Genomic DNA, 26,001 nt, shown 5'->3' on the forward strand with positions numbered 1-26,001 from the left:
GGATTTGGCAAACCCTTTATGGCCATCGTTTCGTTATAACTTTATCTATTCGTAGAGCGGCACTTGTTTCTGAAAAATAGCCGCATGCTCTTAGTATGCATACCCCTTGTTACTGAGCAAGTCACCGCGTAAACTCCGCGCCAATCAAATCAATGGAGCAGATATGTCCAAGCCAACCCCGTCCACCACGATCCCCGATGATATCGCCAAACTCAGCTTTGAAGAGGCCCTCGGTCAGCTTGAAAGCCTCGTGCGGCAGCTCGAACAGGGGCAGGTGGGGCTTGATGATGCCATTGCATCCTATGAACGCGGTGCGGCGCTGAAACGTCATTGCGCCGATAAACTGCGTGCGGCCGAAGAACGCATCGAGAAAATCACGCTGGGTGCGGATGGCCGTCCGAACGCAACCCCGACCGAAATCGAATAATTCTCGCGGAGAATATGGTGAGTTACGACCTGCTTGCTGAGCTGAGTACTGCTTCTGCTGATCTTGGCGAAACGCTTGATGGCATTCTGCCGCGCCCCAATGGCCAGATCGAGCAACGCCTGTTTCAGGCGATGCGTTATTCGACCCTGGGCGAAGGCAAACGCCTGCGTCCGTTTCTGGTTCTAAGCTCCGCCGGATTGTTCCGGGTATCGCGCCAATGCGCCTTGCGAGTCGCCGCCGCGGTTGAAATGGTCCATAGCTATTCGCTGATCCATGACGATCTGCCCGCCATGGATGATGATGACCTTCGGCGTGGCAAGCCAAGCTGCCACAAGCAGTTTGACGAGGCGACCGCCATTCTGGCCGGTGACGCGCTGTTAACGCAGGCCTTCGAAGTGCTGGCCGATGAAAGCACCCATCCCGATCCGCGTGTCTGTACCGATCTTGTCCGTGCGCTTGCCCGTGCGGCCGGGCCATATGGCATGGTCGGTGGTCAGATGATCGATCTGGCGGGCGAGGGGCAAAGCCTTGACCAGGCGCAGGTCACCCATCTGCATCTACTGAAAACCGGCCGGATGTTCGCCTTCGCCTGCGAAGCCGGGGCAATTCTGGGCAAGGCCCCCAAAAGCATGCGCATGTCATTGCGATCCTACGCCCATGACATGGGGCTGGCCTTCCAGATCAAGGATGACCTTCTGGATGTGGAATCCAGCAGCGCCGAACTGGGCAAGACGGCCGGCAAGGATATCGATCAGGATAAATCGACCTATGTGAAGCTTCTGGGCCTTGAACAGGCGCGCGAGCAGGCCAGAATGCTGTGTGATCAGGCGATCAATCACCTGAACTGCTTTGACGGCGAAGCCGAACCGTTGCGCGAAGTCGCACGTTTCGTGATCGAACGCGGGCGTTAAGGTCCGTCACCTGTCATGAGCGAACAAGCCAGATACACAGCCGGTTTTCGTGACCGGCTGTTTGACAGGGACCCGTTCCCGCTTGCGATCTGGTATCCGTCGCACGCAGATGAACGCCCCGTGCGCCATATGGGCGTGACCTCGACGGCGGCCCGCGATGCGGATTTCGCAGGCGACGGACCCTATCCGCTGGTGATGTTCTCGCATGGGTCCGAAGGGCACCGCTTCAATCAGTTCTGGCTGGCGGAATATCTCGCACGGCGCGGTTATATCGTCGCCGCCCCGCAGCATCATGGCGATAATTACCTTGATCCGTCCGATGCGCGGCAATTGACGATCATCGAACGCCGCCCACGCGAAATGCGTCTCGCGCTTGATCTGTTGCTGGATCATGACGGCATTGCTGCTCACATTGATACGGATCGTATTTATGCGTTCGGCCATTCGGCGGGTGGGGCGACGGTGCTTAAAATGGCGGGCTGGCAGTTTGATGCCGCCGCCTGGCAAAGCTATTGCGCGCTCAATGCCGATCAGGACCGCGTGATTTGCCAGCACGCGCCCGGTGATGATCTAATTGATGAGTTGCATGATCGTTATGGCGGCCCGGTTGTTTCCGCGCGCGATGACCGGATCGCGGGCGTGATTGCCGTAACCCCGGCCTTTGGCGTTGCCGCGACCGATGCGGGCTTTGCCGATGTGACGGTGCCGATGCTGTTTATCGAGGCCGAAACTGATGAAATCCTGCCCGAAACAGCCAATGCCGCACATTTTCGCACGCTGCTGCGCGGCCGGGCAAAATTTGTTAAGGCCAAAGGGGCCGGGCATTATTCATTCCTGCCACCCTGCACGCCCTATATTGCTGAAAACTTTCGTTATTTATGCCGGGATTTCGGGCGCGAACGCACCGATATTCACCGCACGGTCGAGCAGGTGGTGCTGAAGTTCCTCGGTGACATCAAATCAGGTGATTTTCAGGGTCGCTAATTACGGCGAAGCTGTTTATTTTACGCTGCTTGCAATAGGGCTTAGGAAACGTCACCCTGTTGGTTTGAACGCTATATAAAAAACGCCACACAAAACTGAAGATCGAGATCGGTATGAGCACGACCTCCAAGACCCCGCTTTTGGACACGATTAACACCCCGGCTGATTTGCGCAGCCTGCAACCTGCACAGATGAAGCAGGTCGCAGATGAATTGCGTGCCGAGGTGATTGATGCCGTGTCGGTCACCGGCGGGCATCTGGGGGCGGGGCTTGGCGTGGTCGAGTTGACTGTTGCGATCCATTACCTGTTTGATACGCCCGATGACCGGCTGATCTGGGATGTCGGGCATCAATGCTATCCGCATAAAATCCTGACCGGGCGGCGGGATCGTATCCGCACCCTTCGTCAGGGCGGCGGGCTTTCGGGCTTCACCAAACGATCCGAGTCTGAATATGACCCGTTCGGTGCCGGGCACAGTTCGACCTCGATCTCGGCCGGGCTTGGCATGGCGGTCGCCAATCAGCTTTCCGATGATAAACGCAAAAACGTCATTGCCGTTATCGGTGATGGTTCCATGAGTGCCGGCATGGCCTACGAGGCGATGAACAATGCCGCCGCCGCCGATCAGCGCATGATTGTGATCTTGAATGATAACGACATGTCGATTGCCCCGCCGGTGGGCTCCATGTCGGGTTATCTGTCGCGTCTGATTTCGGGCAAGGGCTATCAGGGTCTGCGCAATGCGGCCAAGGGCCTGACCAAACATCTGCCGCGCCAGATCGAAGAAGCCGCCCGCAAGATCGAGGAATATACCCGCGGCATGGTGACCGGCGGAACCCTGTTTGAAGAAATGGGTTTCTTCTATGTCGGGCCGATTGATGGTCATAATCTGGATCATCTTCTGCCGGTGCTGAAAAACGTGCGCGATGCGGATGTTGATGGCCCGATCCTGGTTCATGTCGTGACCCAGAAGGGCAAGGGCTATGGCCCGGCCGAAAATGCCGCCGACAAGTATCATGGTGTCGCCAAGTTCGACGTTGTCACCGGCAAGCAGGCCAAGGCCACACCCAATGCACCGTCCTACACCAAGGTTTACGGCGAAACGCTGACCAAACTTGCCGAAACCGATGACAAGATCACCGCGATCACGGCGGCCATGCCGTCGGGTACCGGGGTCAATATCTTTGCCGAACGGTTCCCGGATCGTGCCTTTGACGTCGGCATTGCCGAACAGCATGCTGTGACCTTTGCCGCCGGGATGGCGTGCGAAGGCTATAAACCGTTCTGCACGCTCTATTCGACCTTCCTGCAACGCGCCTATGATCAGGTGGTGCATGACGTGGTCATCCAGAACCTGCCGGTTCGTTTCGCCATGGACCGTGCCGGGCTTGTCGGCGCGGATGGTGCAACCCATGCCGGGGCCTATGACATTGCCTATCTTGGCTGTCTGCCCAACATCGTTTTGATGGCGGCGGCAGACGAGGCCGAACTGGTCCATATGACCACAACCGCATGGGCGATTGATGACCGCCCCAGCGCCTTCCGCTATCCAAGGGGCGAGGGTGTAGGCGTTGAAATGCCGGCCGAGGGACAGGTTCTTGAAATCGGCAAGGGCCGCATCCTGCGCGAAGGCGGCAAGATAGCCATCCTGTCATACGGCACCCGCCTGGCAGAGGCGATGCTGGCCGCCGAAGACCTCGCTGCACGCGGCCTTCCGGCAACGGTCGCTGATGCCCGCTTTGCCAAACCGCTTGATCATCAGCTTATCGCCGATCTGGCCCGCAACCACGAAGTCCTGATCACGATTGAAGAAGGATCGATTGGTGGCTTTGGCGCGATGGTCCTGCAACATATGGCGGGCAACGGACTGCTGGATCACGGGCTCAAAGTCCGCACCATGGCCTTGCCCGATGCCCTGATCGATCATGACAAGCCCGACATTCAATACGCCAAGGCAGGACTTGATGCGCAAAGCATCGTCAAAACCGCCCTTGGCGCGCTTGGCCTTTCCGAAAGCAAGGCACGCGCCTGATCGTTCAAGCAAGACCCCTTAACGAAAAACGCCGCCCAAAGGGCGGCGTTTTTGTTTGTTTGGACTGGCCCGGATCAGAAATCCGCGGTCAGCGAGATTTTGGCCGTCAACGGCGCACCCATCGTCAGATAGCCGCCATTGGCCGACGCCCAGTAATCGCTATCCGTGACGTTTTCGATATTGGCACGGATGGTAACCGGATATTCGTGCACCTCTGTCGTGTAACGCGCACCAAGGTCAAGGCGCGTCCATGACGGGATCGAAAGCGTGTTGGTCGCATTGACATATTGCGATGCCGTGTGAACCGCCCGCGCATTGACCGTCGCACCCTCAAGGAACGGCAGGTCATATTCAATACCAAGCTTGGCAACATAGTCGGGGATGCCAATCGGCGTGTTGCCGTCATTGGTGCCGTTCTGGGTATCGGACAGTTCCGCATCATAAACGGTGATACCGCCCAGAATACGGGTGCCGGTCACAGGTTCGCCAAAGACCTGGAATTCAACGCCACGGTTCTGCTGCTCGCCGTCTGCGGCAAAGGTGTTGCTGGCGTTTTTATAAGAAAACGGTTTGGAAATCTGGAACAGCGCGATGCTACCGCCAAAGCTGCCGAAATCCGCCTTCGCCCCGATTTCATATTGCTCAGAGGTGTAAGGGGCCAACTGTTCGCTCGGGTTGGTCAGGGTCGCATCACTTGCCGCACTGGCGGCTGTTTCGCCGGGCGACAGGGACTCCATATAGTTGGCATAAACCGATACCTGATCGGTCACATTGCCAACGATCCCGACCATCGGCGTATATTCGTCCGCATCATAGTTGCTCGATTGCGCACCGCTGGTCAGACTGAACTGCTTGGTATTCACCGACTGACGACGAACGCCACCCGTGACACTCAGGCGGTCGTCAAGGAAGCTGACGGTATCAGCCAGAAAATAGCTGGTCAGTTCGTTGATATTGCGAAGTCCCGGATCGCTCAGATTGCCTGATGGCGCTGCCAGCGCCGGATAGCCTGTGGGTGTTGGCCCGTAAATATTGCCGGTAAGCGCCGATGCACCGGGCGAGAACGCCCATGCCTGATGGCTTTTGTTCTGAAGATAGGAAACCCCGGCATTCAGTTCATGTTTGACGACGCCGGTTTCAAATTTAACGCGGGCACCGGTCAGCGCACTGTTGGTCGTATCTTCGCGAACGATGGTCGAACCGCCATAGGTCATGGTGCCATCGGTGCCGGTAATGGTCGGCGTGGAATAAATCCCCGATTCTTCCATATGGCGGGTGCCTGCGGCGGCATAGGCCATGAGATAGTCGTTTACATCATGTTCGATCCGTCCCTGGACAAAGCTGTCCTCCAGATCGGCCCATGTGCCATCCGCATTATAGTTATGTCGGGCATCCGGGGCATCGGGGATGCTGGTCAGGGCGCTGGCAAGGTTTACGGAAGTTCGACCGTGATCAATATTCTTTTCATTATGCCCGGCATCAACCGTGATCCGGGTATCATCGCCGCGATAATCGAATGACAGCGACCCGATCTGGCTATTGCGGTCTTCATCATCGATGGCGGTTTCACCGTCGCTATATTTCAGATTGGCACGAATGCCGAACTGATTGTCCTTGCCAAAACGCCGTCCGAAATCGACATGCCCGCCGGTCTGGCTGTTCATTTCATAGAATGTCGTGACACTGGTGATCGGATCATCTGTTGCGCGCTTGGGAATCAGGTTGATTCCGCCGCCAATGCCGCTGCCGCCCGGTGACATGCCATTGATGAATGCCGATGCGCCTTTGACAACTTCAACCCGGTCATACATCGACATATCGATCAACTGGCGCGGTGCCGTGCCATAAAGGCCGTCCAGCATCACATCATCACCGTCAAGAACGAAGCCGCGGATCATGAAGCGGTCACCCGAACCGCCATAGCTGTAGGATGTCAGCACACCCGGATCGTTATCAACCACATCGGCAAGCGTATCGGCCTGCTGGTTTTTGATCACTTCGCTGGTATAGCTGGTGATGCTGACCGGAATATCCAGATTGTCCTTGTTACCCAAAACACCGGCCCGGCCACCGGTTGCGACCTGACCACCCGCGTAAACCGGCGGGGTGGGATCACCTGCCTTGGCATTGGCTTCACCCTCGACCCGGATCGGGGCAAGATTGATGTCGCTGTCATTTTCGGTCGTTGCGCCATCGCCGGTATCGTCTGATTGCGCGTTTTGCTGTGGCGATGTGTCCTGCGCATAAGCCGGTGTCGCCATCACGGCGAAAATACTCACAGAAGCCAGCAACAGCGTACTGAATGTACGGCGTTTTGTGGTCGACGAGATGTGCATGAAAAGAGCCCCATAGTCGGATTGATCACCGCCCCCGGCGGTTTGCATATGGGGTTCATTATCACTATTGATAATCAATCTCAATATAAATGATTATTATTATCAATTGCGATATAATTGTTCAGAAACTCAACCTGACGTTCAGTGACGTCCAAGTGGGATGATGGGCTGGGGGATGTTAACGGGGTAAACTCGCTCGCAGGAAACCGCAAATCCGCAGAAGGAAGGGGGCAGGAAAAAGGCCACGTCCGCCCAAGGCCTCCGGTCAATCGGCATAGATCATTTTATGCGTCATGCCGCCATCAATGCGGATGGTTTCGCCTGTCATGAAGCCTGATTGTTCATGATCAAGCAGGAAGGCGACCATCTTTGCGATATCATCCGGGGTTCCGATGCGGCCCGCCGGGTGTTGCTGGCGGTCGATGTCACGGTGTTGCGGTTCTTCACGGGCGGATGATTTCTGCCAGTCACCAACTTCGATCCAGCCCGGCGCAATGGCATTGACCCGAACTGCCCCCGAAAGGCTGACCGCCATGGCATGGGTTAATGCCACCATGCCACCCTTTGACGCGGCATAGGCTTCGGTATTGGGTTCTGACTGAAAGGCGCGGGTAGATGCGATATTGACGATTGCCCCGCGGGTCTTGCGCAAATGCTGGGTCGCATGTTTGGCCGCCAGAAACGCCCCGCCCAGATTGACATTGATCACGCGCTGCCAGCTTTCCCAATCCAGATGTTCGAACGATCCCGAATGCGGGTCGGCAATACCGGCATTATTGACCAGTCCGTCAATGCGCCCGAACCGGTCAACGGTCTGCTGAACCGCAATCGCCACATCATGTTCATTGGCAATGTCGCCCTTGAAAAACAGGGCACGTTCCTGCTGTTCTTCGGGAAGGGCCGTGATGGCCTCGTCCCCGGCATCCGCATCCAGATCAAACAGCATGACCTTCCACCCGGTGGACAGAAGATGCTGCGTTATGCCCAGTCCCAGGCCCTGCGCTGCACCGGTGACGAAGGCGACCTTGGGATCGGGAAAACTGTTCATGTGCTGCTGTGTCCGCGTTGATCTGGAAAGGAATGAATTTTGTGAACGTCTTGAAAATGGACCTGTTCCGCAAGGATGCAACAAACAAGCCGAAAATTTAATCGGCTGCCCGATCCTGCGATGGTGCCAGCCGATCAAGAAGCGCGTGGACGAACCCCTTCTGCCGCCCGTCAAGCCCGCGTGCCCTGGCGGCGTCCTGCAGGGCTTCGGTGGCTTCAAGATGCAGGCGAAAATGCCCAGGATTCTGATCAATGCGGTCTTTGCGTTGATGTTCGTCGCCAAAGACCATGGTGTGACAACGCGGCGCACTCGACGATGTAAAGGCCCGGCAGGTCAGGGGCCGAACCTCATAGATCGTGCATCTTTCATCCGCCCCCAGAAGCGGGCAGCGTGCGCGCACTTCGGATGTGGTTTTAGCCTGTTCAATGATCCGTGCTGCATGGTCCAGACGTTCCAGCAATGCCTGCTGTTCATCAGACGGGAATGTCTTGCGGATATGGTCGGCAATCAGGCTTGTGACGCCGGGTGGCACCGCAACAAACAGATGGCAGCACGCGCTGCATCCATCCCGGCAGTCGCAATGGGGTTGATGGGGAAAGCTGTCACGCAGGGTCCGGGATGCCGCATCGACCAGCATCATGGCCGCCTGCGCGGCGTCACTGATGGTCGGTGCCTGTTCAAGCACACGGGCCAGTTCGGCGCGGAAGCCGGGAAACATTTCCTCGTACCGGCGCGACGCTTCTGCGGTCAGCGCACCGGTTTGGGAAATATCACTCGTGATCCGGTTGATTGCGTCGTCAAGTTTCGCCATGGCTATGCGATTGCCTTTATCCCGATCCCTGTCCGCAAAACGGGCAGGCTGATATGTCAGAGCGTGGGGACCTTCATCCCATCATGCTGATTTTGGCACTGTTTTCCAAGTGCATCCTTGGAACCGGCATTTCAGCAAAAAAAATCCACCAGAACTTCCGATCGCTGGCGGATTTGCCAGACGGCGCGGCCAAGCCAAATCCAGTCAGGCCAACCAAGTCCACGCCACACCCGGCCAATCCCCACACCACACCGCTCCAAGCAATCACCCTGATCTCCCCGCCGCCCGATGACCGGCAACCTACCGCGATTCTCCCATGCTGCCTCCGGCACGTGGTTCCGCGAACCCTTGCCGCGCTGCTCCTTCGGTGGATATTCCCCGGCTGGCGAACATGGGAACCCGAACTGCCGCAGGACTCCCGCCAAGTCATCCCAAGCTATCGCCCAGATCTCCCCGCTACCCGAAACCTGCCGCGATCCTCCCATGCTGCCTCTGGCACATGGTTCCGCCAACCTTTGCCGCGCTGGCTCCTTTGTCGGATATCCCCAGTTTGGCGAATACGAAATCCAAACAGCCGACGGCCCCCAGCCCCCAGCCCCCAGCCAGTCGCTCCAGTCGCCCGGACCGCCCCCTCCAGTAGACCCATCTTCCGCCGCTGTTTGCCACCTGCTGCCCAATTCTGCCAGCCGCTGCCGATTGCAATCTCGCTGGCTACCTCGCCACCAAGGCGCACCTCTCCCGTTCTGACCTATCGCCAACGGACCCATCACCAGCTGCTGCTTGCCAAATGATGCCCGACGCAGCCAGGGCGTTGCCGATTGCAATCTTGCAGCCGCTCCGCGAACAAGGCGCACCTCTCCCATCATGGCTCATCATCAGCCACCGCTTGCCTGACGCTGCCCGGCGCAGCCCAGCCGCTGTCGATCACAATTTTACCGGTTGCCTTGCCAACAAGGCGCACTTCTCCCGTCTTGACCTTTGGGTGACCTTGGGGTGGGTTAGGACACGGGCGCAAAACCTCCGTAATGGCTTTTCCACCCGCCGGTCATCGTCCGGCGATGTTGCTGCCGGATCGGTCTGTCTTTATGCTGCTGCATCATCATCACTTTCATCTGGCCCAAAACGCGAAAACCCGCAAAGCGAATCACGCTTTGCGGGTATTGGTCCGGGCGCTTTTGTCCCGTTGACTTTTCTTTTCTAGCATAACAAAAAGAACAAATCAAGAACTTTTTGAGAATCCGCGCAAAAAAATCACCGGCCAGAATTTCCGGCCGGTGAAGGAGTTTGGCTGTCTGCAAGACAGCAGGGAGACACGGGAAAACGAAACAGAGTGTGCAGTTACCCGTTGGCAGATTTGCCCGACGGGGTGGCAAAGGTATCGGCATAATCCTTGCGCAGCTGGGCCTTCTGGATTTTGCCCATGGTGTTGCGCGGCAATTCGTCGAGCATCCAGATGCGTTTCGGCACCTTGAATTTTGCAAGCTTGTCCTGGGTGCGTTTGATGATGGCCTCGGCATCGGGTTTGGCACCTTTGGCCGGGACGATCACCCCGGCAACCGCTTCGCCGAAATCGGGATGCGGCAGGCCAAAGATCGCGACTTCCTCGACCTCGTCATACTCGGCGATGATCTCCTCGACTTCCTTGGGATAGACGTTGAAACCACCCGAAATGATCAAATCCTTGTCGCGCCCGACAATGGTGACATAACCGTCTGCGCCGATGGTTGCGAGGTCGCCGGTGATAAAGAACCCGTCCGTGCGAAACTCGGATGCGGTTTTTTCCGGCATCTGCCAGTAACCCTTGAAAACGTTGGGCCCGCGAACTTCAAGTACACCGATTTCACCGACGGGCAGGACATTGCCATCCTTGTCGCAAACCCGTGCCTCGATCCCCGGAAGGGTCGGGCCGACCGCCCCCGGACGGCGTTCGCCATCCAGCGGGTTTGACGTGTTCATGCAGGTTTCGGTCATGCCGTAACGTTCAAGGATTTTATGCCCGGTCCGCTCAAAGAACGCATCGTGGGTTTCCGCCAGAAGCGGCGCCGAACCCGACACGAACAGGCGCATGTTCGCGACCAGATCCTTATCAAACTTCGGATGGGCCAGAAGGCGGGTATAGAAGGTCGGAACCCCCATCATAACCGTGGCATTCGGCAGGCGTTCAACCACGTCATCGGCATCGAATTTCGGAAGCAGGATCACCTTGCCGCCATTGACCAGCATGATGTTGATCGCAACAAACAGGCCATGCGTATGGAACAGCGGCAGGGCATGCAAAAGCGTATCACCCGGCCTGAAACCCCATGCCTTGTGCAGGGTCAGCGCGTTGGAGCCGAGGTTTCCATGCGTCAGCATCGCGCCCTTGGAACGGCCGGTGGTGCCCGATGTATACAGAATGGCGGCAATGTCATCCTTGGTCACATCTGCGACGTCGCCATGCGGTTTGGCACTGGCGGCCAGATCATTCAGCGTACCATCGCCCTTGTCGCCAAGCGACAGGACCGCACCGACATTGTTCTGTGCGCCAAGGGTTCTGGCGGCATCAATATGGGCCGGGCGGCACACGAATACACGCGGGGCGGCATCGCCAAGGAAATAGGCGATTTCATCGCCGGTATAGGCGGTATTAAGCGGCAGGTGAATGGCGCCAAGCTGCAGGCAAGCCAGATAAAGCGCGATCACATCGGATGATTTGTCGATCTGGGCGGCAACACGGTCGCCCTTGACCACCCCATGATCGGCAAGAACCGTGGCATAACGCCCGGTACGATCCAGCAGCCAGGCAAAGCTGCGTTCAGTGCCGTCGCGTTCGATCAGAAAGGTGCGCGAACGGTCCGCCGGGAAACGTTTGGTAAATTCGTTGAAAAGATTATCCGACATGGTTCTGTCCTAGTTTCCCGTAAGCTGCATGACCGATTTCGAAACGGCGATTTTGCCGTCATTCATCAGCGCTTCGTGGTTTCGTTCAATATCGTCAAGGTGATAGGCGTAATTGACCATCATCCCGCCCGCCTGACGCAGTCCCTTGGACGATGTATCGCCAAGCCAGTTCAGACGTTCAAGCTGCGCGCCATTGCCAAGATGGAAACGTGCGGTGGGATCAAGCGGCGATTTACCGCGCTTGCAGGTCGCAAGATAACGCGCGCACAGCATCATCGCCGGCTTTTTAAGCTCGGTGACTTTTTCCGCGTCATCAATCCAGTCGTCGTCGCTCATGGCGGCAAGGACGGTGGCGGCGATATCGGCATCGTCAGACTTGCTTTTTTGACGGGTGCGCAGCCATCCCATGAAGCCCGGAATGGGCGACAGGGTGGCGAATTGTCTGAGTTTCGGGAACTCGCGTTTAAGTTCCTCGACCACCTGTTTGATCAGGAAGTTGCCAAATGAAATACCCTTAAGGCCCGATTGACAGTTGCTGATCGAATAGAAGATCGCGGTATTGGCTTTTTCCGGGGCGGTTTCGTCGATTTCCGGCGCCAGAAGGGCCTGAACGCTATCGGCAAGCCCGTGAACCAGGGCAACTTCGACAAAGATCAGCGGATCATCGGGGATCGCCGGATGGAAGAAGGCAAAGCATTTCCGATCCGTTGCCAGACGACGGCGCAGATCATCCCAGCCCTTGATTTCATGAACCGCTTCATAGCGGATCAGTTTTTCAAGGATGGCCGCCGACGTATCCCAATCAATATGACGCAGTTCAAGGAAGCCGCGATTAAACCAGCTTGTCAGCAGATGCTGCATATCGGCATCAAGCGGTTCAAGGTGACGGTTTTCCTTGATCAGTCCCAGAAGCGTTTCACGCATATCGACAATCGCGCGCGTGCCGCCCGGTGCCATATTGATCCGGCGCAGAAGCTCCTGCCGGGCCGGTTCTGACGCGTGGGTCAGAACCGCCAGATTGGCTTCGGACGGATCACTGGCAAAGGCCTCGCTTGCTTTCTTGACCTCGGTGCGGTTGGCACTGAAATCATTCTGCATCATTTCGAAAAAGCGCAGATGATCTGCTTCGGGCAGGGTTTCCCACATGCGGACCACTTCGCGGGCAACCGCCGTTCCGCGGGCTTCGCCCTTTTGCGACACAAGGTCCTTGCACATGGCTTTAAGCTGGGCAAACGGGTCCTGCGGTGTCGATAGCGGCAGGTCAAGAAGCTCCCGGCCGCGATCGGCAATGCTGGATATCCAGCTTCTTACGGAAATTCCGGACATTTTAGCGTCCCCCTATGACCGTTTCGGGAAGCCAGGTGGCGATTTGCGGGAAGAAGCACAGGATCACGATGGCAACCACCATGCAAAGCACATAGGGCATCGCACCTTTCAGGATCGTCTGCAGGCGGATATCAGGCGCAATCCCGTTGATGACATAAAGGTTAAGCCCAACCGGCGGGGTAATCAGGCCGATTTCCATGTTGATCGTCAGGATCACGGCGAACCAGTAGGGATCAAACCCGGCATTGACGATCACCGGCAGAAGGATCGGGGCCGACATCAGGATCACGGCAACCGGCGGCAGGAAGAAGCCGCTGATCAGCAGAAACACATTGATGAAGCCCATCAGGACCCAGCGGTTGACGTCAAGGGCGGAAATCCACTGTGCAATCGACTGGGTGATGAACAGCGAGGACAGCATGTAGCTGAACAGACCGGCAGCCCCGATGATCAGAAGGATCATCACTGACTCTTTGGTCGTGTCGCGCATGATGTTCCAAAGCTTGCCCGGCTGCCACATGCGATAAATGATCATCGCGACAATCAGGCAGAACAGCGCACCAACACCCGCCGTTTCAGAAGGCGTTGCCACCCCGCCATACAGCGCGAACAGAACAGCACAGATAATGACGATGAAGGGCAGGACGCGCGGAAGGATTTCAAATTTTTCCTTCCAGCTATAGGTCACCGATGCCAGTGCAACCGATGCATTTCCCTGACGCCAGGTCGAAAAAAGCGACCATGCCATGAACAGTGCCGTCAGCATCAGACCGGGCAGAAGACCGGCAAGGAACAGCCGCCCGATCGATGTATCGGTGGAGATACCATAAACAATCATGGTGACACTTGGCGGGATCAGAATGCCAAGCGTACCGCCCGCTGCAATCGAACCGGCCGCAACCGAGCTCGGGAAGCCGCGTTCACGCATGGCGGGGATGCCCATTTTGCCAATCGCGGCACAGGTCGCCGGTGATGATCCCGACAGGGCTGAAAAGATCGCGCATGCCCCCAGGTTGGAAATAACCAATCCTCCCGGCACGCGCGTTAACCAGCGATCCAGCACGGAATACAGATCACCACCCGCACGGGACGATGCGACAACCGCCCCCATCAGGATGAACATCGGGATCGCGAGAACTTCGAAACTTTCGAGTTTGGAAAACAGGATTTCAGGCAGCAGCGGTAACGCACTTGCGCCATCGAAAATCCAGATAAAGCCGACACCAACCATCAGAAGCCCGATGCCGACCGGAATGCCGGAAAACAGGATCAGGGTGGTGACAATGCCAACGAGTGCTGCGAGTGAAAGCGGATCCATTGCACCAGCTCCTTAAAACGGGTTGTCTTCGATATGGAAGGCTTTCGACCGGTTGGTCAGAAGGCACAGCAGATCGGCGAATAATTGCAGGAACAGCAGGCCAAAACCGACCGGCAGCATCAGGTAGGGCTTCCAGAGTTCAGCCGCCCAGATGGTCGGGGATTTCCAGCCGCCCTGATAGGCTTCGATGACCAGTTCGATGCCGTAAAAGGCAAACAGGCCGCTGATGCCAAGGCCGCACAGCAGGGTCGCAACCGCAAGCAGCTTGCGCGCACCACGTTTCAGATACATCGGCAGCAGATCGACATTCACATGCCCGCGCAGAAGCTGGACATAAGGAAGCCCGATCAGGGTGCCGCCGATCATCAGGTAAATCACGGCCTCCGTCTGCCAGACGGTCGATGAGTTCAGGATGTAACGGATAAAGACAAGCTGGCAGATCAGCAGCATGGCGATGAAGAACATCGACGCTGCGGCAACACCGCAGGCCTTTGACAGAAAGTGGACGAAATTGATCGCATGATCGAGCGGGCCACGCGGTGCCATCGGGGCAGGGCGCGCGCCATTGCCGTTGCTGCCGGGTTTTTCGGGCAGCGGTTCGACATCGGGTGGCGGCGGGAAACTGTTATGGTTGGACCGGGCACGCGGGGCGGGATTGCCATCGTCGGGCAGATCAACCGGCAAGGAATTGGGAAAAACTGCGTTCGCCACGCTGGGACTCCTGAAGATCAAGGTCGTCGCAAAAAAGCGGAAAAGAAGTGGCGCCGGCATGCAGGGCATGCACCCGGCGCCACGACACCATTATTCGACAGAAAGAGCCATATCGAGCATTTCCTGACCGCCCGGGGTTTCTTCGACAAACTTGGCATAGGACGTCTGCTTGGCGAGGTCCTGCCATGCCTTGAAGTCGGCGTCGGTCAGATCTGCGATTTCAACACCGGCATCCTTGAAGACCGTGACACTGGCAGCGTCTTCTTTACGGGCTTCTTCGGAATAGAACGCCTCGGCCTTTTTGGCAGCGGCAGCAAGGGCGTCTTTCTGGGCGTCGTTCAGACCGTCATAGGTTTTCTTCGACATCAGAACCGGCTGATACATGAACCACAGCGCGTTGGCACCCGCCGGGGTATAGCATTTCACCTGTTCGTAAATGCGATACGAAACGAAGCTGGACGAACTGGTGTTGGTGGCATCCAGAACGCCGGTCTGCATCGCCGGATAGATTTCCGAGCTTGGCATTGCGGCGATGGATGCACCGGCACCCTGAAGCATCTGTTCGAAGGATTTACCGGCTGCACGAATTTGCAGGCCTTTGACATCATCCGGAACCCGGATGCAGCCCTTGGTCGAGGCAAAGCCACCGGCCAGCCAGCCCTTGGCAATGGTAACAACCCCGTTTTCGTTCAGAAGTTCTTCCATTTTTGCCATGAAGGGCGAGTTATTCAGGCGATCGGCATGGTCATGGTTTTTCACCAGTGCCGGCATCAGGGTCAGGTTGGTTGCCGGAATACGACCACCGGCATAGGCCAGCGGATAGACGATCATGTCAAGCTGACCGCGTTCCATCGGAGTCCACTGTTCGTTCGCCTTGAACAGCGAGCCGGACGGGAAAATCTGGATTTCCAGATCGACATTGGCGGCTTTGACTTCGTCGGCAATGATCTGCGCGACTTTGTGACGGACATCGCCGGTCGACCACTGGTGCGACAGCTTGAGCGTTTCCGCATCAGCGTTCGAGGACATACCGAAGGCGGCGATGGACAGGGTGATGGCGGCGACAGACGCCGACAGAGTACGTTTGAAAATCTTCATCTTTTCCTCCCGGATGAAGCATGCGTTTCTGGATGCATTCATGACGCGTTTGCACGTCTTTTTATTGGTGCGGATTTCGCAATATCAAAAAGCGTTACAGATTTCTGGCATCCTGTCTACGGGTTTTTGTATACCAGAAATGTGTATTGCGGTGCCACAGATGTGCGCTTAAGGATTGCAGCCATTTTCCCGGTTTTCTGCGATTGAACTTTTGCATCGCAGCAGGATTTCGATGCAGAGCAGCACGGAAAAGGCTTTGCGCGGTACCATTTTCTATGTTCTGGTATACCACGATTGCAGCGTAAGGATGAGGCTTCCCATGTCACGGAACGGCAAGCTCGCCACCGATCTGGTTCAGAAACTTGAACGCGATATTGTCACCGGTGTTCTTAAACCCGGCGACAAGCTGGACGAGCGCAGCCTGTCGGAACGGTTCGGCGTTTCACGCACCCCGGTCCGCGAGGCCCTGCAAACGCTGGCAGGGTCGGGACTTGTCGCGACCATGCCTCGTCGCGGGACCATTGTTGCCTCGATCACGGTGGCCGATCTGATTGAAATGTTCGAAGTCATGGCCGAACTCGAAGCCATGTGCGCGCGTCTTGCCGCACGTCGCATGCCGCGTGCGGATATCGAAAAGCTGATCGCACTTGGTAAGGAATGCAGCGAGCTTCAGGAACATGCGGATGCCGATGCCTATTACGAGGCCAACGTCAATTTCCACGAAGTGATCTATTCCGGATGCCGCAACAGCTTCCTCGAACGCCAGACCAAGAATGTGCGCAACCGGCTCGCACCCTATCGTCGTTTGCAGTTGCACCGGCCTGGCCGGGTGAAAAAATCCAATGCCGAGCATTCCGAAATCCTCGAAGCGATTTCGACCGGCGATGCCGAACGGGCGGGCAAGCTGATGCACCAGCATGTCGCGGTCCAGGGCGAGGCGTTAAACGATCTTCTTGCCATCGTGCCGCGCGGCTATCTGGAACCACTGGCAAGCTAGACGCTTGCGCTGCTTTGCGTTAAAACCCGCGCATGGCAAAGAAACGTTTGGATCAATTGCTTGTCGAACGCGGACTGGTGGAAACCCGGTCCAAGGCGCAGGCTTTCATCATGGCAGGCAATGTCTTTAGCGGCGAGCAACGGCTCGATAAGCCGGGGCTGCAATGCAAGGAAGACATTTCACTGACCCTGCGCGGGCAACCCCATCCGTGGGTATCGCGCGGCGGGCTCAAGCTTGAAAAGGGGCTTGCCGAGTTCGGTGTTGATGTCACCGGTTTTACCGCGATTGATGTCGGCTCCTCGACCGGCGGTTTTACCGATGTCTTGCTGCAAAACGGTGCGGCCAAGGTCTTTGCCGTTGATGTCGGGCAGGGGCAGCTTGACTGGAAACTGCGCAATGACGACCGGGTTGTCGTGATGGAAAAGACCAACGCGCGTCACATCACATCCGAACAAATTCCCGATCCCATTGATATCGTCGTCTGCGACGCCAGCTTCATCGGCCTTCGTACCGTGCTTCCGGCAAGCCTTGATCTGGTCAGGCCGGGCGGCTGGCTGATTGCCCTGATCAAACCGCAATTCGAAGTCGGCAAGGAACGTGTCGGGAAAAAGGGTGTGGTGCGTGAACCGGAACTGCATCAGGAAGTCTGTGATACCATTTCCTGCTGGCTGGAGAGTCTTCCGGGCTGGGAGGTGCTTGGCATCGCGACAAGCCCGATCACCGGGCCGGAAGGCAATGTCGAATTTCTGATCGGTGGGCGGAAATCAGCGTAATCAATGCCGATTCCCGCCAATAGTGGTGGGCTTATTTGCCGATTGCTTTCAGGAAATGATCGATCCCGGCCTGGGCGCAATCCTGATCCTGCGGCGGGGTGCCGGAACTGACACCGATCCCGCCGACAACATCCCCGTCCACCGATACTGGCAAACCGCCAGCCACAATCGACAGGCGACCGCCACATTCGGAATCGATGCCAAATGCCACCATGCCCGGTTGGGCGGCAGCAGCATATTCGTGGGTGGCCTTGCGCGCACCTGCGGCGGTGAATGCCTTGTCCTGGGCGATCGTCGTGCTGGTGACCTTGCCGCCATCCATGCGTTCAAAGGCAATCAGAACACCGGATTCATCGGTGATGGCGATGCACATGGGAATACCGATTTCGGTGGCGCGATTGCGTGCGCCTTCGATCAGTATTTTGGCGTCATCGATCGACAGGCGTTTGATGGTCAGCATCGGGCGTCTCCGGCAGGATGTTATTGAAACGGCTGTTTCTTGCCGGGGCATCTTATGGGCGGCGTTATCGGGCGATCAACCGCATAAAAAGTCTTTTCATATGGTGGAAGAAGCCGGTGCCATGGTAGGCGCAATTGTGCCGGTCAGACTGTGATTGTCTCCGCCGCTATCTGCTGGTGTTGACGGTGCAAGGGCCGCAATCGCACCAAGGGCGAGTTCCCGAACCGCAGGATTGGCCTGTTCGCGCACCAGAAGGGCGATGTCGATCTTTGGCAACGGCGGTAGGGAAGGATCATCGACAATCTGCATTCCGGCATATTCAGCCGTACAGCGCGGCATCGCCCCCAGCGCATGGCCGCCATCAATTGCCGTGATGATCATGGAATTGGAGTCGCTGCTGTGGCTAATGCGAAAGGCGATGTTCTGTTGTGACAGGACTTCGGTCACGGAACGGCGGATCACGCAGCCATCATGGAACATCGACAGGCGAAGCGGACGTGCCTGATGGTCAAACCCGGCATCCGCCACCCAGACCAGTGGTTCGGATGTCACATGCAGGCTGGGTGTTTCGGGGTCTGCCGTCAGGATCGCCAGATCAAGATCGCCATTGGCGACCCGTTTGCCGAGATTGCGACTGATATCCGCATGGCAGCTGATTTCTGTTTCCGGCAGGCGCAGGGCCGCAATCCGCAGGATTTCCGGCAGATAGATCGCGGCATAATCGTCGGGAAGCCCGATGCGCAGCACGGCCGGTGCCGCATCAAGAAGATCGGCCAGCATCTTGTCGTTCAGGCCGATAATCCCCTCGGCATAGGATTTGACGACAAGTCCGGTTGTGGTTGGGGTGATGGCGTTGCGGTCGCGCGTAATCAGCGGTGCGCCAACGGTATCTTCAAGCTTTTTGATCTGCTGGCTGATGGCGGGTTGCGTGCGCAAAAGGCGTTCGGCCGTGCGTGTGAAACTTTGGGTATCCAGCACGGTCAGAAACGTTCTGAGCAGATCGATATCGACATTCAGAAGAGCCATAAGCGCAATTTATCCCGACAATAAGGCGAAGCAATTTCACATCGATATAGCACTGCTGCAAGATAATCGCTATCAGCCAGGGCGCATTTTGCACAACCTGCACCCCGCTATCGTTTCGAAAGACCAGACCATGCCCCGTGCCTTACCTGACATCCTTCGCAATGCCGGAAGTACATCTGTTACTCCCTCCGCCACCACGGACATTGCGCAGCGAGAAGAAGGATTAAAGCTGATGGCTCAGTCATCATTCTGGGCTATTGCGACCCTTGTTGTGGCCGCAATCCTGATGGGGCTCGGTCCGATTTTTGTGCGTTATAGCGGTGTGTCACCCGATGCCTCGGCTTTCTGGCGTGTCGCGCTCGCAGCCCCCGTGTTGGGCGCGACCGTCTTTTTGATGCCGGCAGGATCATCAAAACCAGCCAACGAAAATGGCGTTTCCACGCGCAAGCATGGTGACACGGGGTTGATGATCCTTGCCGGTCTTTTCTTCGCAGCCGACCTTGTTGCCTGCCATATGGCAATTGAAATGACTACGGTCGGCAATGCGATTTTGCTTAACAACCTTGCCCCGGTGATTATCGGGTTCCTTGGTCTGTTTGGCATTGCGCGCAAACCTGGCATGATGTTCTGGTGCGGGGTACCGTTTGCCGTGATTGGCGGCTATTTCCTGTTTCGCGCCAGTGAGACAGGCGCGGGATCCATGCGCGGCGATGCCTTTGCCGTTTTGGCCGCCTTTTTCTATGCTGGTTATCTGATTGTCATCAGCCGGTTGCGCCGCAATCACAGTGCCGCATCAATCATGTTCTGGAGCACCCTGACCACGATGATTGCCTTGGGCGTGATGATGGTGATCAAAGGAAATTTCGTCCTGCCGCCACATATGACAGGCTGGCTGGCGCTGATCGGTCTTGCGATGCTGGTGCATGTTTTGGGGCAGGGGATGGTGTCGGTCGGACTGAAGCGCGTGGACGAGGCGACCGGATCAATGATCCTGCTGTTGCAGCCCTTTGTCGCCTCGATCCTTGGGGCTGTCATCCTGGGCGAGATGTTCAATCAGTGGCACATCATGGGCAGTGCGGCGGTGGTCGTGGCCCTTCTGATTGCTACCCGGCGGCGCCGCACTCTTTAAATTTAGGTTATGTATATTTTGAAATTTCGCTAAGTTCTATACTTAACATACTTAGAATTGTAGTTTCTCAGTTTCTGATTTTTCTCTTAAATGTTGTTCCGTTGATAAGGACTCGGAGAAGTTTCGCGGAGATAGAGTAAATGATATGCTTGATCTTTGATTGCATGTTTCGCCAGAAAATATAGATACGCCTATTCCGATATATGTTACAAAATGTTCATGTCTAATGTATCTATCGTGAGCATTGTTTGGAAATATGCTATCAGGTCCCATGTGTATTATTATATTTTTTAATTTTATGTTTGGGCATGCAAAATGCTGTATTCTATCTACTATTTCTTCTATTTTTTGGTTCTCTTGGTGCGCGGTGAATATCTCAAGAGTATGGCTGGTTGATCCGTTATTTAGTTTTTCAATTATATTTTGCAAGCCACTTTTTCTGGAGTTGTCGAAAATATTAATCCCAGCATATCTGTCCACTATTACCCATTTTTTAAAGCATTTTTCAAGAGGTGAGAACCTCTCTTCCCAGATGGTAGAGGTTCTTGTACCTTGAGATATGGTTGAAACTTGATTTTCTGCTGTTGAGTTTATAACATTTGACTGATCAAAGTTTTGAATAGGAGTTATCTCTATATCATCTGATAAAATAGAAAATTCAGAATCATCGTTAAGTCCTTTATCTATTGCCGTGAGTTCGGTAACTAATGCCAAGCTTGTTAAGCTTTTGTAGCGTAGGTGTGATGGTTCATTTTCATAAAACCCATCAAAAACATTATCTTCGCACAAGTTTATTTGGCTCTTCGATATATTTTTTAAAAACTCTAAAGTTGACGGATTCTTTTTAAGTTCATTTAAGATAATATCTTTGCCTTTTGGTGTTGTGACTAGAATCCCAAATTTTTGCCACGTTTTTACAAAACACTTTAGTGCGAGTTTCTTATCTCGCGCATTTCCGGTGTGGTCCATTGAAATAGAATCTTGTTCTAAAATGAAGTTCGCCAGCATAACTAAAGAAATGACTCCAAAAACCTTTCTTCAAAGAACCCGTTTGGCCATTCGTCGATAAAGTCTCCATCTTTATCTATACGAATTTGTGTTGCTCTGCTGTTATCTCTATTTGTGCGATCTACATAAATAACTGATATATCTTCTAACGGAATTGGATTTGAAGACTTGCGTTCTCTTATTCGTCTTTGGAGACGGAGCATTAGCGATTCACTGTGTGTTTCGATTACCCATTGAACGCCTTCTGGGTTTGTGCGGGGGTGGTAAGCGGTTTCTAAGAAAAAATCAGCAAGATGGCCTTGGAGGCGCGGATGCAAGTGAATTTCTGGCTGTTCTACGCAGATGGTTTTTCGTTTACTTGATAAGCCTTCGACAAGAATCGGCAATACTTGTCCTATGCCAAAGCCTACGTCTAATGGGGTTAGCTCCACGCCTGAGTTTGTGTCGATTAAGTTTACAGACACAATCTCTCCAGTTAACTCGTTTCCTACGTGGCGGATTTTTGTACGATAGTTTATTTCGAACCTAGATAGCCAGGCGTCTAGTTCATTCGTTAGTGTTGATTGCTGCCGTAATAAAATCTTGGCGGTGTTTTCACCTTTGGGCCCTACTTGATCAGGTAAGTCCTCTGTCAGAATGTATTGACGTTCCGGATGGCTTCGGATCGGTCCCAAGTACGAGATTTTGGATATTTCTCTTATGAATTCTAGGTGGAATTGCCATACCGGTGATCTCCGATATTTGGGCGCCAACATCGCATTATAATTGAGAAACTCTTCGTCAGCGTCCATTTGAAATGGGAGTAAACCTCTTGTATGGAAAATTGCTCCTTTTAGAAGTTCTAGCGTTTCTTTAGTTGCTTCTGGAAATGATGCAGACTGCTGATCTAGAAGACTTAGCTGAAGTTGATGGCTCCTGTAACTTGCGGGTCTTTTTATTCTTCTCTCCCATAATGCATCTACAAGGCTGCAATATGCGTTCAGGTCGTCTTTTGTTTTCCAGTTGAAGAAACGCATGCCTTCTTTGTATGCGTCAAAAACTCTGTGAGATTTATCCGGTATCGTTTCTATTAGTGATACGTTTAGTAGCCGTCCTTGATCTAAGCGATATCGGACCTCATCCAACTGTGATGAATTGAATTTTCTTGAGCCAATACCCTTTGCACTCTTGAAAAATAAATCTAAACCTCTAGGTAGCTCTCTTGGCATTGAACTTAAAGGTGTTACGGATCGCTCTTTCACCGTGTAATCAATTGATATTCTTATCCTATTTTTCTTGTCATGATTATGTACGATTGATCGATAGCTACCCAAATCAACCAAGTCACCACGAAAATTCAGCCGATCAGAAAATATTGCTTTTTGACCAAGTGTCTGGCGTAAAAGAGCCAAAGATTGAATGATTGAACTCTTGCCCGCTGAGTTTGGGCCGTAGATCAATGTTAGCGGAGCAAGATCAAATGTTTGTAATTCTTTGAAAGCCTTGAAGTTTTCTAAGGTCAGTCTGGCTAACATTTTTCAGGATTCTCTAATGTGTTTTGTCTAAGCTATGGTTGTGACTGGTGGTGTGTCAACTTGTAATTGTGCTTGAGGGGGCTGGCTTGTTCTCGACCTACAGTTTATTTTGTGCCTCGTTGGGATAATGTCCTATCGCGCAATCATGAACCAAAGCGTACCAACCGGCAGCAACGTTGCCGCGATGCCCAGCACCATCCAAAGCTTTACGCACTTATCATAGGCCACCGGCATGGTGGCTTCGCCTGCTGCCACCGTTTGGGCGGCAATCCGCGACATATAGAGCTGCAAGGGCAAAAGCCCGACCAGCCACAGCACAGCCGCCATGGCAAACAGACTGATACCCATCGTCAGATGCGGGCTATCGGAAAGTGAAGTACCGCCGGCATGAAACAGCCCGACACCGCCAATCACCACCAGTGCCGCGCCAAAGGCGGTAAAAGCCAGATCGGTGACATTCACCAGCCTGCAGGCAAAGGCAATAACCACCGGATTTTTCGTGCGATCCGCCAGGCTTTTCCAGACTGCGGTGACGATGATATTGCCCAGAAACAGCACGGCACCCAGAAGGTGAATGAATTTGACGGTGGTGTATTCCATCTTTGGCGGCCTTTGATTTGCGGATATCGGGATCAGGAATTTTCAGGGGCTGTCAGGTCTTCGGCAAGAAGCCCCAGCACAAAATCATCAAGTTCCTGATCGGCAGGCGGAACAATCATCCCGTCAATCACCAGCATGGCGATGCCGTGTGCGCGGCTCCATGCCGCAAGGGCGCGGTTATAGGCGGTGGCTGCTTCGTTCAGGGTCATATCGGCACGACGATCAACTGATGTAACGGCGCGTTGCAAAACGTCAAACGCGTTATCGGCCGCCTCGCGAAGTTCTGGATATTGATCGAGCGGCGGGCGTTCCCGGCCAAAGATCAGGCGAAAATGCTGCGGGAAATCGACCGCGAAATGCACATAAGCCGCACCAAGCGCCATGATCCGTTCTTCGTGCTTCTGGACATTGGCCGCGACATTTTCCAGCCGTTCTGCAAAGCGTTCAAACGCATTAATCGCCACTGCCGCCAAAATGCCATCCTTACCGTCAAAATGACGATAGGGCGCTGCTTCCGACACACCGGTCATGCGCGCCAGCCGCCGCAGCGAAAGCCCGCTCGGACCTTCTTCGTTCAGGATGTTTTCGGCTTTTTGCAGCAGGACATTGCGGACGTCACCGTGGTGGTATTTTCCCATAAGCTCGTATTCCGGTTTCTTGTATTCTTGCATATGTTAATATTGTTAACATAGACGTTTGACGCGACACGATGCAAGCCAAAAATGCCCGAAAGGAGATTCTTGGTGTCGGAATTCTTCGGAAAAACGGTTCTGATCAGGCCAGAATAAAATCGAACCGCGCGATGTCGCCGTCAGATGCCTTCTGAATATCCATCAGCAGTGCCGGGTTAAACAGAAAGTCCCGCGCGTTGCGGGCTTCGCCGGGGAAGTAAAGCTGTGTGGTCAGAACCCTGTCGTCCCCGTTTCGCACCTTGACGTGATAATGCGGGGTGCGGCTGCCATATTCGGCGGGGCGGATGGTTTCGAAAAAGTACCGGCCATCGGCATCGGTTTTCTGATAACCGCGTAACCGGAAACCGCGATTGTCATATTCGCCGTCGCGATTAGCATGCCAAAGATCGACGATTGCGCCGCTGATCGGCTGGCAATCGCGGGTCAGGACAAACCCGATCAGGGTTACCGGATCGCCATCTGCATCGCCACGAAAATCGGATTTTTCCGGGGGCTGGTTGCTGTAAAACGGACCTTCAGTGCTGCTGCGGGTTGGTTCATCATCGGAGCCACAGGATGGCGTGATGTCGCGTTTTATTGGCTGGGCGCTCAAGATTGGCGCAAACATCCCCACGGAAATGCCGGAAATGCCGGCCGCGCTGGCGGCAAGCCAGCCTTGCAGCAGGCTGCGGCGGGTTGGCATGGCATGACTTTGCTCAGGTCCTGATAACAGCATGCGGTATTGCCCCTTTCATCACCATCAGGCATCTAACCGCACGTGGAATGCGGGCTGCCTGATAAAAGCGAGATAGCGGCTTTGGTCCAAAAATCAACGCCCCCATGCAATTTGTGATGAAAAGCGATTGGTGAATTCAGGCAGGCGTTGTCGATGTTGCCTTATCAGCTTCGACCGGTTGCGAGGCAGCAGAAGCATCGCCCCCTTGGTCCGTCGATGGTGTCGCGGGGGGCGGTTGAGTTGCTGGGGCGGTGTTGCCATTCGTGCCATCCGGTACGGCGGTGGTACTGCCTGATATATCGGCCGCAGGCGCAGGTGCCGCGCCCTGATCTGCGGTTGGGGTAGGCGCATCTGGAACTGGGGTGGGCGTTGGAGTTGGAGTGGTTGCCGGTGCTGATGCCGCCTCGCTTTCCGACGGTACAGGCACCGGTGGCATATCCGGGCTGGATGCGGCGGATTGGGGCGCTGCGTTGCTTGTATCCGGTGCTTTTCCCGGTTCTGCTGGTGTTGCTGTTGCCGGTGTCGGGGCAGGATCAACCGGTTTTGCCGGTGCGGCGGGCTCGTCCGGCGTGATCGAAAGCGTTGCGGACGGCGACGGGGTCGGGGCGGCTTTATCATGATCAGGGCGGATCAGGAAGCGGTCGGACAGGGTATCGCGCCCGACCAGAAGCGGTTGGGTAATGCCCGGTACTTCCAGCAGGCCAAGTTCAACATCACAAATAACACCGCGCAGGACCAGCTTCGTTCGGATCACGGGGGCTCGCACCGGGGTGCTGTTGGCGCTGGTTGTGATCTGCCGGAAGGTGCTTGCTGGCATGGCAAGACGCCAGGTGATCTGTCGCTGGATCAATTTGGAATTGTCATCAGGTGCGCTGTCGACAGTCAGCGAAAAGGATACTTTGACAGGCGCAGGTGTGTCCGCGTCACCGGGCGTTCCGGCACTGTTTTCCGCGTCGTTTTCGGGTTCCTCTACCGTCAGGTCGCTGACGAAAAGGCAGCTTTGCGGGGCTGCGCCAAGGATCATCGAGGGCAGGGCCGCAATTCCCCAATCGGGCAAATCGACCGGTTCATCGGCATAAAGGACGGTGCGATTGCCCAAGCCACCATCCCGCCCGGCGGGCTTTGTGGCCGATGCCGGTTTGCTGTTGGATGCAAGCATAATCAGGGCTTTGTACAATGTCGGGTTCATGCACCATTGACGGTG

Annotated in this window: 24 protein-coding genes; 7 read left to right on the forward strand and 17 right to left on the reverse strand. The window is 55.2% G+C overall.

Going from position 1 to position 26,001, the window contains the following annotated elements; all coding sequences use genetic code 11:
• Positions 1 to 163: 163 nt before the first annotated feature.
• From J7395_RS12810 to dxs, 4 genes are all read left to right on the forward strand, one after another.
• Positions 164 to 427, forward strand: a complete 264-nt coding sequence (locus tag J7395_RS12810) for an exodeoxyribonuclease VII small subunit (protein ID WP_097050669.1) — start codon at positions 164 to 166, stop codon at positions 425 to 427.
• A 14-nt stretch (positions 428 to 441) separates the two neighbouring features.
• Positions 442 to 1,338 (forward strand): polyprenyl synthetase family protein, encoded by an 897-nt coding sequence (locus J7395_RS12815; protein WP_062952422.1) that lies wholly within the window; start codon positions 442 to 444, stop codon positions 1,336 to 1,338.
• 15 nt (positions 1,339 to 1,353) lie between these two features.
• Positions 1,354 to 2,322 carry an alpha/beta fold hydrolase gene (locus J7395_RS12820; protein ID WP_209221691.1) on the forward strand — a complete coding sequence of 323 codons (969 nt, stop codon included), beginning with the start codon at positions 1,354 to 1,356 and terminating at the stop codon, positions 2,320 to 2,322.
• Between the two features lie 113 nt (positions 2,323 to 2,435).
• Positions 2,436 to 4,355, forward strand: coding sequence for a 1-deoxy-D-xylulose-5-phosphate synthase (gene dxs, locus J7395_RS12825; protein ID WP_209221692.1), 1,920 nt, complete (start codon positions 2,436 to 2,438; stop codon positions 4,353 to 4,355).
• Positions 4,356 to 4,429: 74 nt separating this feature from the next.
• Here the strand turns inward: dxs and J7395_RS12830 are convergent, their stop codons facing one another.
• The 9 genes from J7395_RS12830 to dctP all read right to left on the reverse strand — a co-directional run bounded on the left by J7395_RS12830 (position 4,430) and on the right by dctP (position 15,883).
• Positions 4,430 to 6,739, reverse strand: coding sequence for a TonB-dependent siderophore receptor (locus J7395_RS12830; RefSeq protein WP_209221693.1), 2,310 nt, complete (start codon positions 6,737 to 6,739; stop codon positions 4,430 to 4,432).
• Between the two features lie 217 nt (positions 6,740 to 6,956).
• On the reverse strand, positions 6,957 to 7,739 hold the full coding sequence (locus tag J7395_RS12835) for a glucose 1-dehydrogenase (protein WP_114122567.1): 783 nt from the start codon (positions 7,737 to 7,739) through the stop codon (positions 6,957 to 6,959).
• A 97-nt stretch (positions 7,740 to 7,836) separates the two neighbouring features.
• Positions 7,837 to 8,550 carry a YkgJ family cysteine cluster protein gene (locus J7395_RS12840; protein WP_247742110.1) on the reverse strand — a complete coding sequence of 238 codons (714 nt, stop codon included), beginning with the start codon at positions 8,548 to 8,550 and terminating at the stop codon, positions 7,837 to 7,839.
• Between the two features lie 73 nt (positions 8,551 to 8,623).
• The gene (locus tag J7395_RS12845) at positions 8,624 to 8,818 is read right to left on the reverse strand and encodes a hypothetical protein (RefSeq protein WP_209221694.1); all 195 of its coding nucleotides are present in this window, start codon (positions 8,816 to 8,818) and stop codon (positions 8,624 to 8,626) included.
• Between the two features lie 1,070 nt (positions 8,819 to 9,888).
• Entirely contained in the window at positions 9,889 to 11,430 is a 1,542-nt protein-coding gene (locus tag J7395_RS12850; protein ID WP_209221695.1) for a malonyl-CoA synthase, read from the reverse strand.
• Positions 11,431 to 11,439: 9 nt separating this feature from the next.
• Positions 11,440 to 12,756, reverse strand: coding sequence for a malonyl-CoA decarboxylase (locus tag J7395_RS12855; protein WP_209221696.1), 1,317 nt, complete (start codon positions 12,754 to 12,756; stop codon positions 11,440 to 11,442).
• 1 nt (position 12,757) lies between these two features.
• Positions 12,758 to 14,074: a TRAP transporter large permease gene (locus tag J7395_RS12860; RefSeq protein ID WP_062952432.1), complete on the reverse strand. Its 1,317-nt coding sequence runs from the start codon at positions 14,072 to 14,074 to the stop codon at positions 12,758 to 12,760.
• Between the two features lie 12 nt (positions 14,075 to 14,086).
• Positions 14,087 to 14,785, reverse strand: coding sequence for a TRAP transporter small permease (locus J7395_RS12865; RefSeq protein ID WP_209221697.1), 699 nt, complete (start codon positions 14,783 to 14,785; stop codon positions 14,087 to 14,089).
• A 90-nt stretch (positions 14,786 to 14,875) separates the two neighbouring features.
• The gene (gene dctP, locus J7395_RS12870; protein WP_062952433.1) at positions 14,876 to 15,883 is read right to left on the reverse strand and encodes a TRAP transporter substrate-binding protein DctP; all 1,008 of its coding nucleotides are present in this window, start codon (positions 15,881 to 15,883) and stop codon (positions 14,876 to 14,878) included.
• Between the two features lie 319 nt (positions 15,884 to 16,202).
• On the opposite strand from dctP, the gene J7395_RS12875 reads away from it, so the two are divergent.
• Both J7395_RS12875 and J7395_RS12880 read left to right on the forward strand, forming a co-directional pair.
• Positions 16,203 to 16,880, forward strand: coding sequence for a GntR family transcriptional regulator (locus J7395_RS12875; RefSeq protein ID WP_209221698.1), 678 nt, complete (start codon positions 16,203 to 16,205; stop codon positions 16,878 to 16,880).
• A gap of 32 nt (positions 16,881 to 16,912) precedes the next feature.
• The gene (locus J7395_RS12880; RefSeq protein ID WP_209221699.1) at positions 16,913 to 17,653 is read left to right on the forward strand and encodes a TlyA family RNA methyltransferase; all 741 of its coding nucleotides are present in this window, start codon (positions 16,913 to 16,915) and stop codon (positions 17,651 to 17,653) included.
• A gap of 31 nt (positions 17,654 to 17,684) precedes the next feature.
• On the opposite strand, the gene J7395_RS12885 is transcribed toward J7395_RS12880, so the two are convergent.
• Entirely contained in the window at positions 17,685 to 18,113 is a 429-nt protein-coding gene (locus J7395_RS12885) for a heme-binding protein (protein WP_062952436.1), read from the reverse strand.
• Positions 18,114 to 18,209: 96 nt separating this feature from the next.
• A complete protein-coding gene (locus J7395_RS12890) occupies positions 18,210 to 19,139 on the reverse strand; it encodes a LysR family transcriptional regulator (protein ID WP_209221700.1) in 930 nt (309 codons plus the stop codon).
• 232 nt (positions 19,140 to 19,371) lie between these two features.
• Here J7395_RS12890 and J7395_RS12895 point away from each other — a divergent pair, with 232 nt between their 5' ends.
• Positions 19,372 to 20,268, forward strand: coding sequence for a DMT family transporter (locus J7395_RS12895; RefSeq protein ID WP_209221701.1), 897 nt, complete (start codon positions 19,372 to 19,374; stop codon positions 20,266 to 20,268).
• 51 nt (positions 20,269 to 20,319) lie between these two features.
• Here J7395_RS12895 and J7395_RS12900 read toward each other — a convergent pair whose 3' ends face one another.
• From J7395_RS12900 to J7395_RS12925, 6 genes are all read right to left on the reverse strand, one after another.
• A complete protein-coding gene (locus J7395_RS12900; RefSeq protein ID WP_209221704.1) occupies positions 20,320 to 21,276 on the reverse strand; it encodes a hypothetical protein in 957 nt (318 codons plus the stop codon).
• A 2-nt stretch (positions 21,277 to 21,278) separates the two neighbouring features.
• Positions 21,279 to 22,790: a DUF3696 domain-containing protein gene (locus J7395_RS12905; protein WP_209221705.1), complete on the reverse strand. Its 1,512-nt coding sequence runs from the start codon at positions 22,788 to 22,790 to the stop codon at positions 21,279 to 21,281.
• Between the two features lie 132 nt (positions 22,791 to 22,922).
• Positions 22,923 to 23,390: a DUF2269 family protein gene (locus J7395_RS12910; protein WP_209221707.1), complete on the reverse strand. Its 468-nt coding sequence runs from the start codon at positions 23,388 to 23,390 to the stop codon at positions 22,923 to 22,925.
• Between the two features lie 32 nt (positions 23,391 to 23,422).
• A complete protein-coding gene (locus J7395_RS12915; protein WP_247742111.1) occupies positions 23,423 to 24,061 on the reverse strand; it encodes a TetR/AcrR family transcriptional regulator in 639 nt (212 codons plus the stop codon).
• Between the two features lie 103 nt (positions 24,062 to 24,164).
• On the reverse strand, positions 24,165 to 24,797 hold the full coding sequence (locus J7395_RS12920; protein ID WP_247742112.1) for an intradiol ring-cleavage dioxygenase: 633 nt from the start codon (positions 24,795 to 24,797) through the stop codon (positions 24,165 to 24,167).
• A gap of 136 nt (positions 24,798 to 24,933) precedes the next feature.
• Positions 24,934 to 25,956, reverse strand: coding sequence for a hypothetical protein (locus J7395_RS12925; protein WP_209221708.1), 1,023 nt, complete (start codon positions 25,954 to 25,956; stop codon positions 24,934 to 24,936).
• Positions 25,957 to 26,001: the final 45 nt, after the last annotated feature.

The sequence above is a fragment of the Thalassospira sp. A3_1 genome, assembly GCF_017744215.1.
GTDB lineage: Bacteria > Pseudomonadota > Alphaproteobacteria > Rhodospirillales > Thalassospiraceae > Thalassospira > Thalassospira lucentensis_A.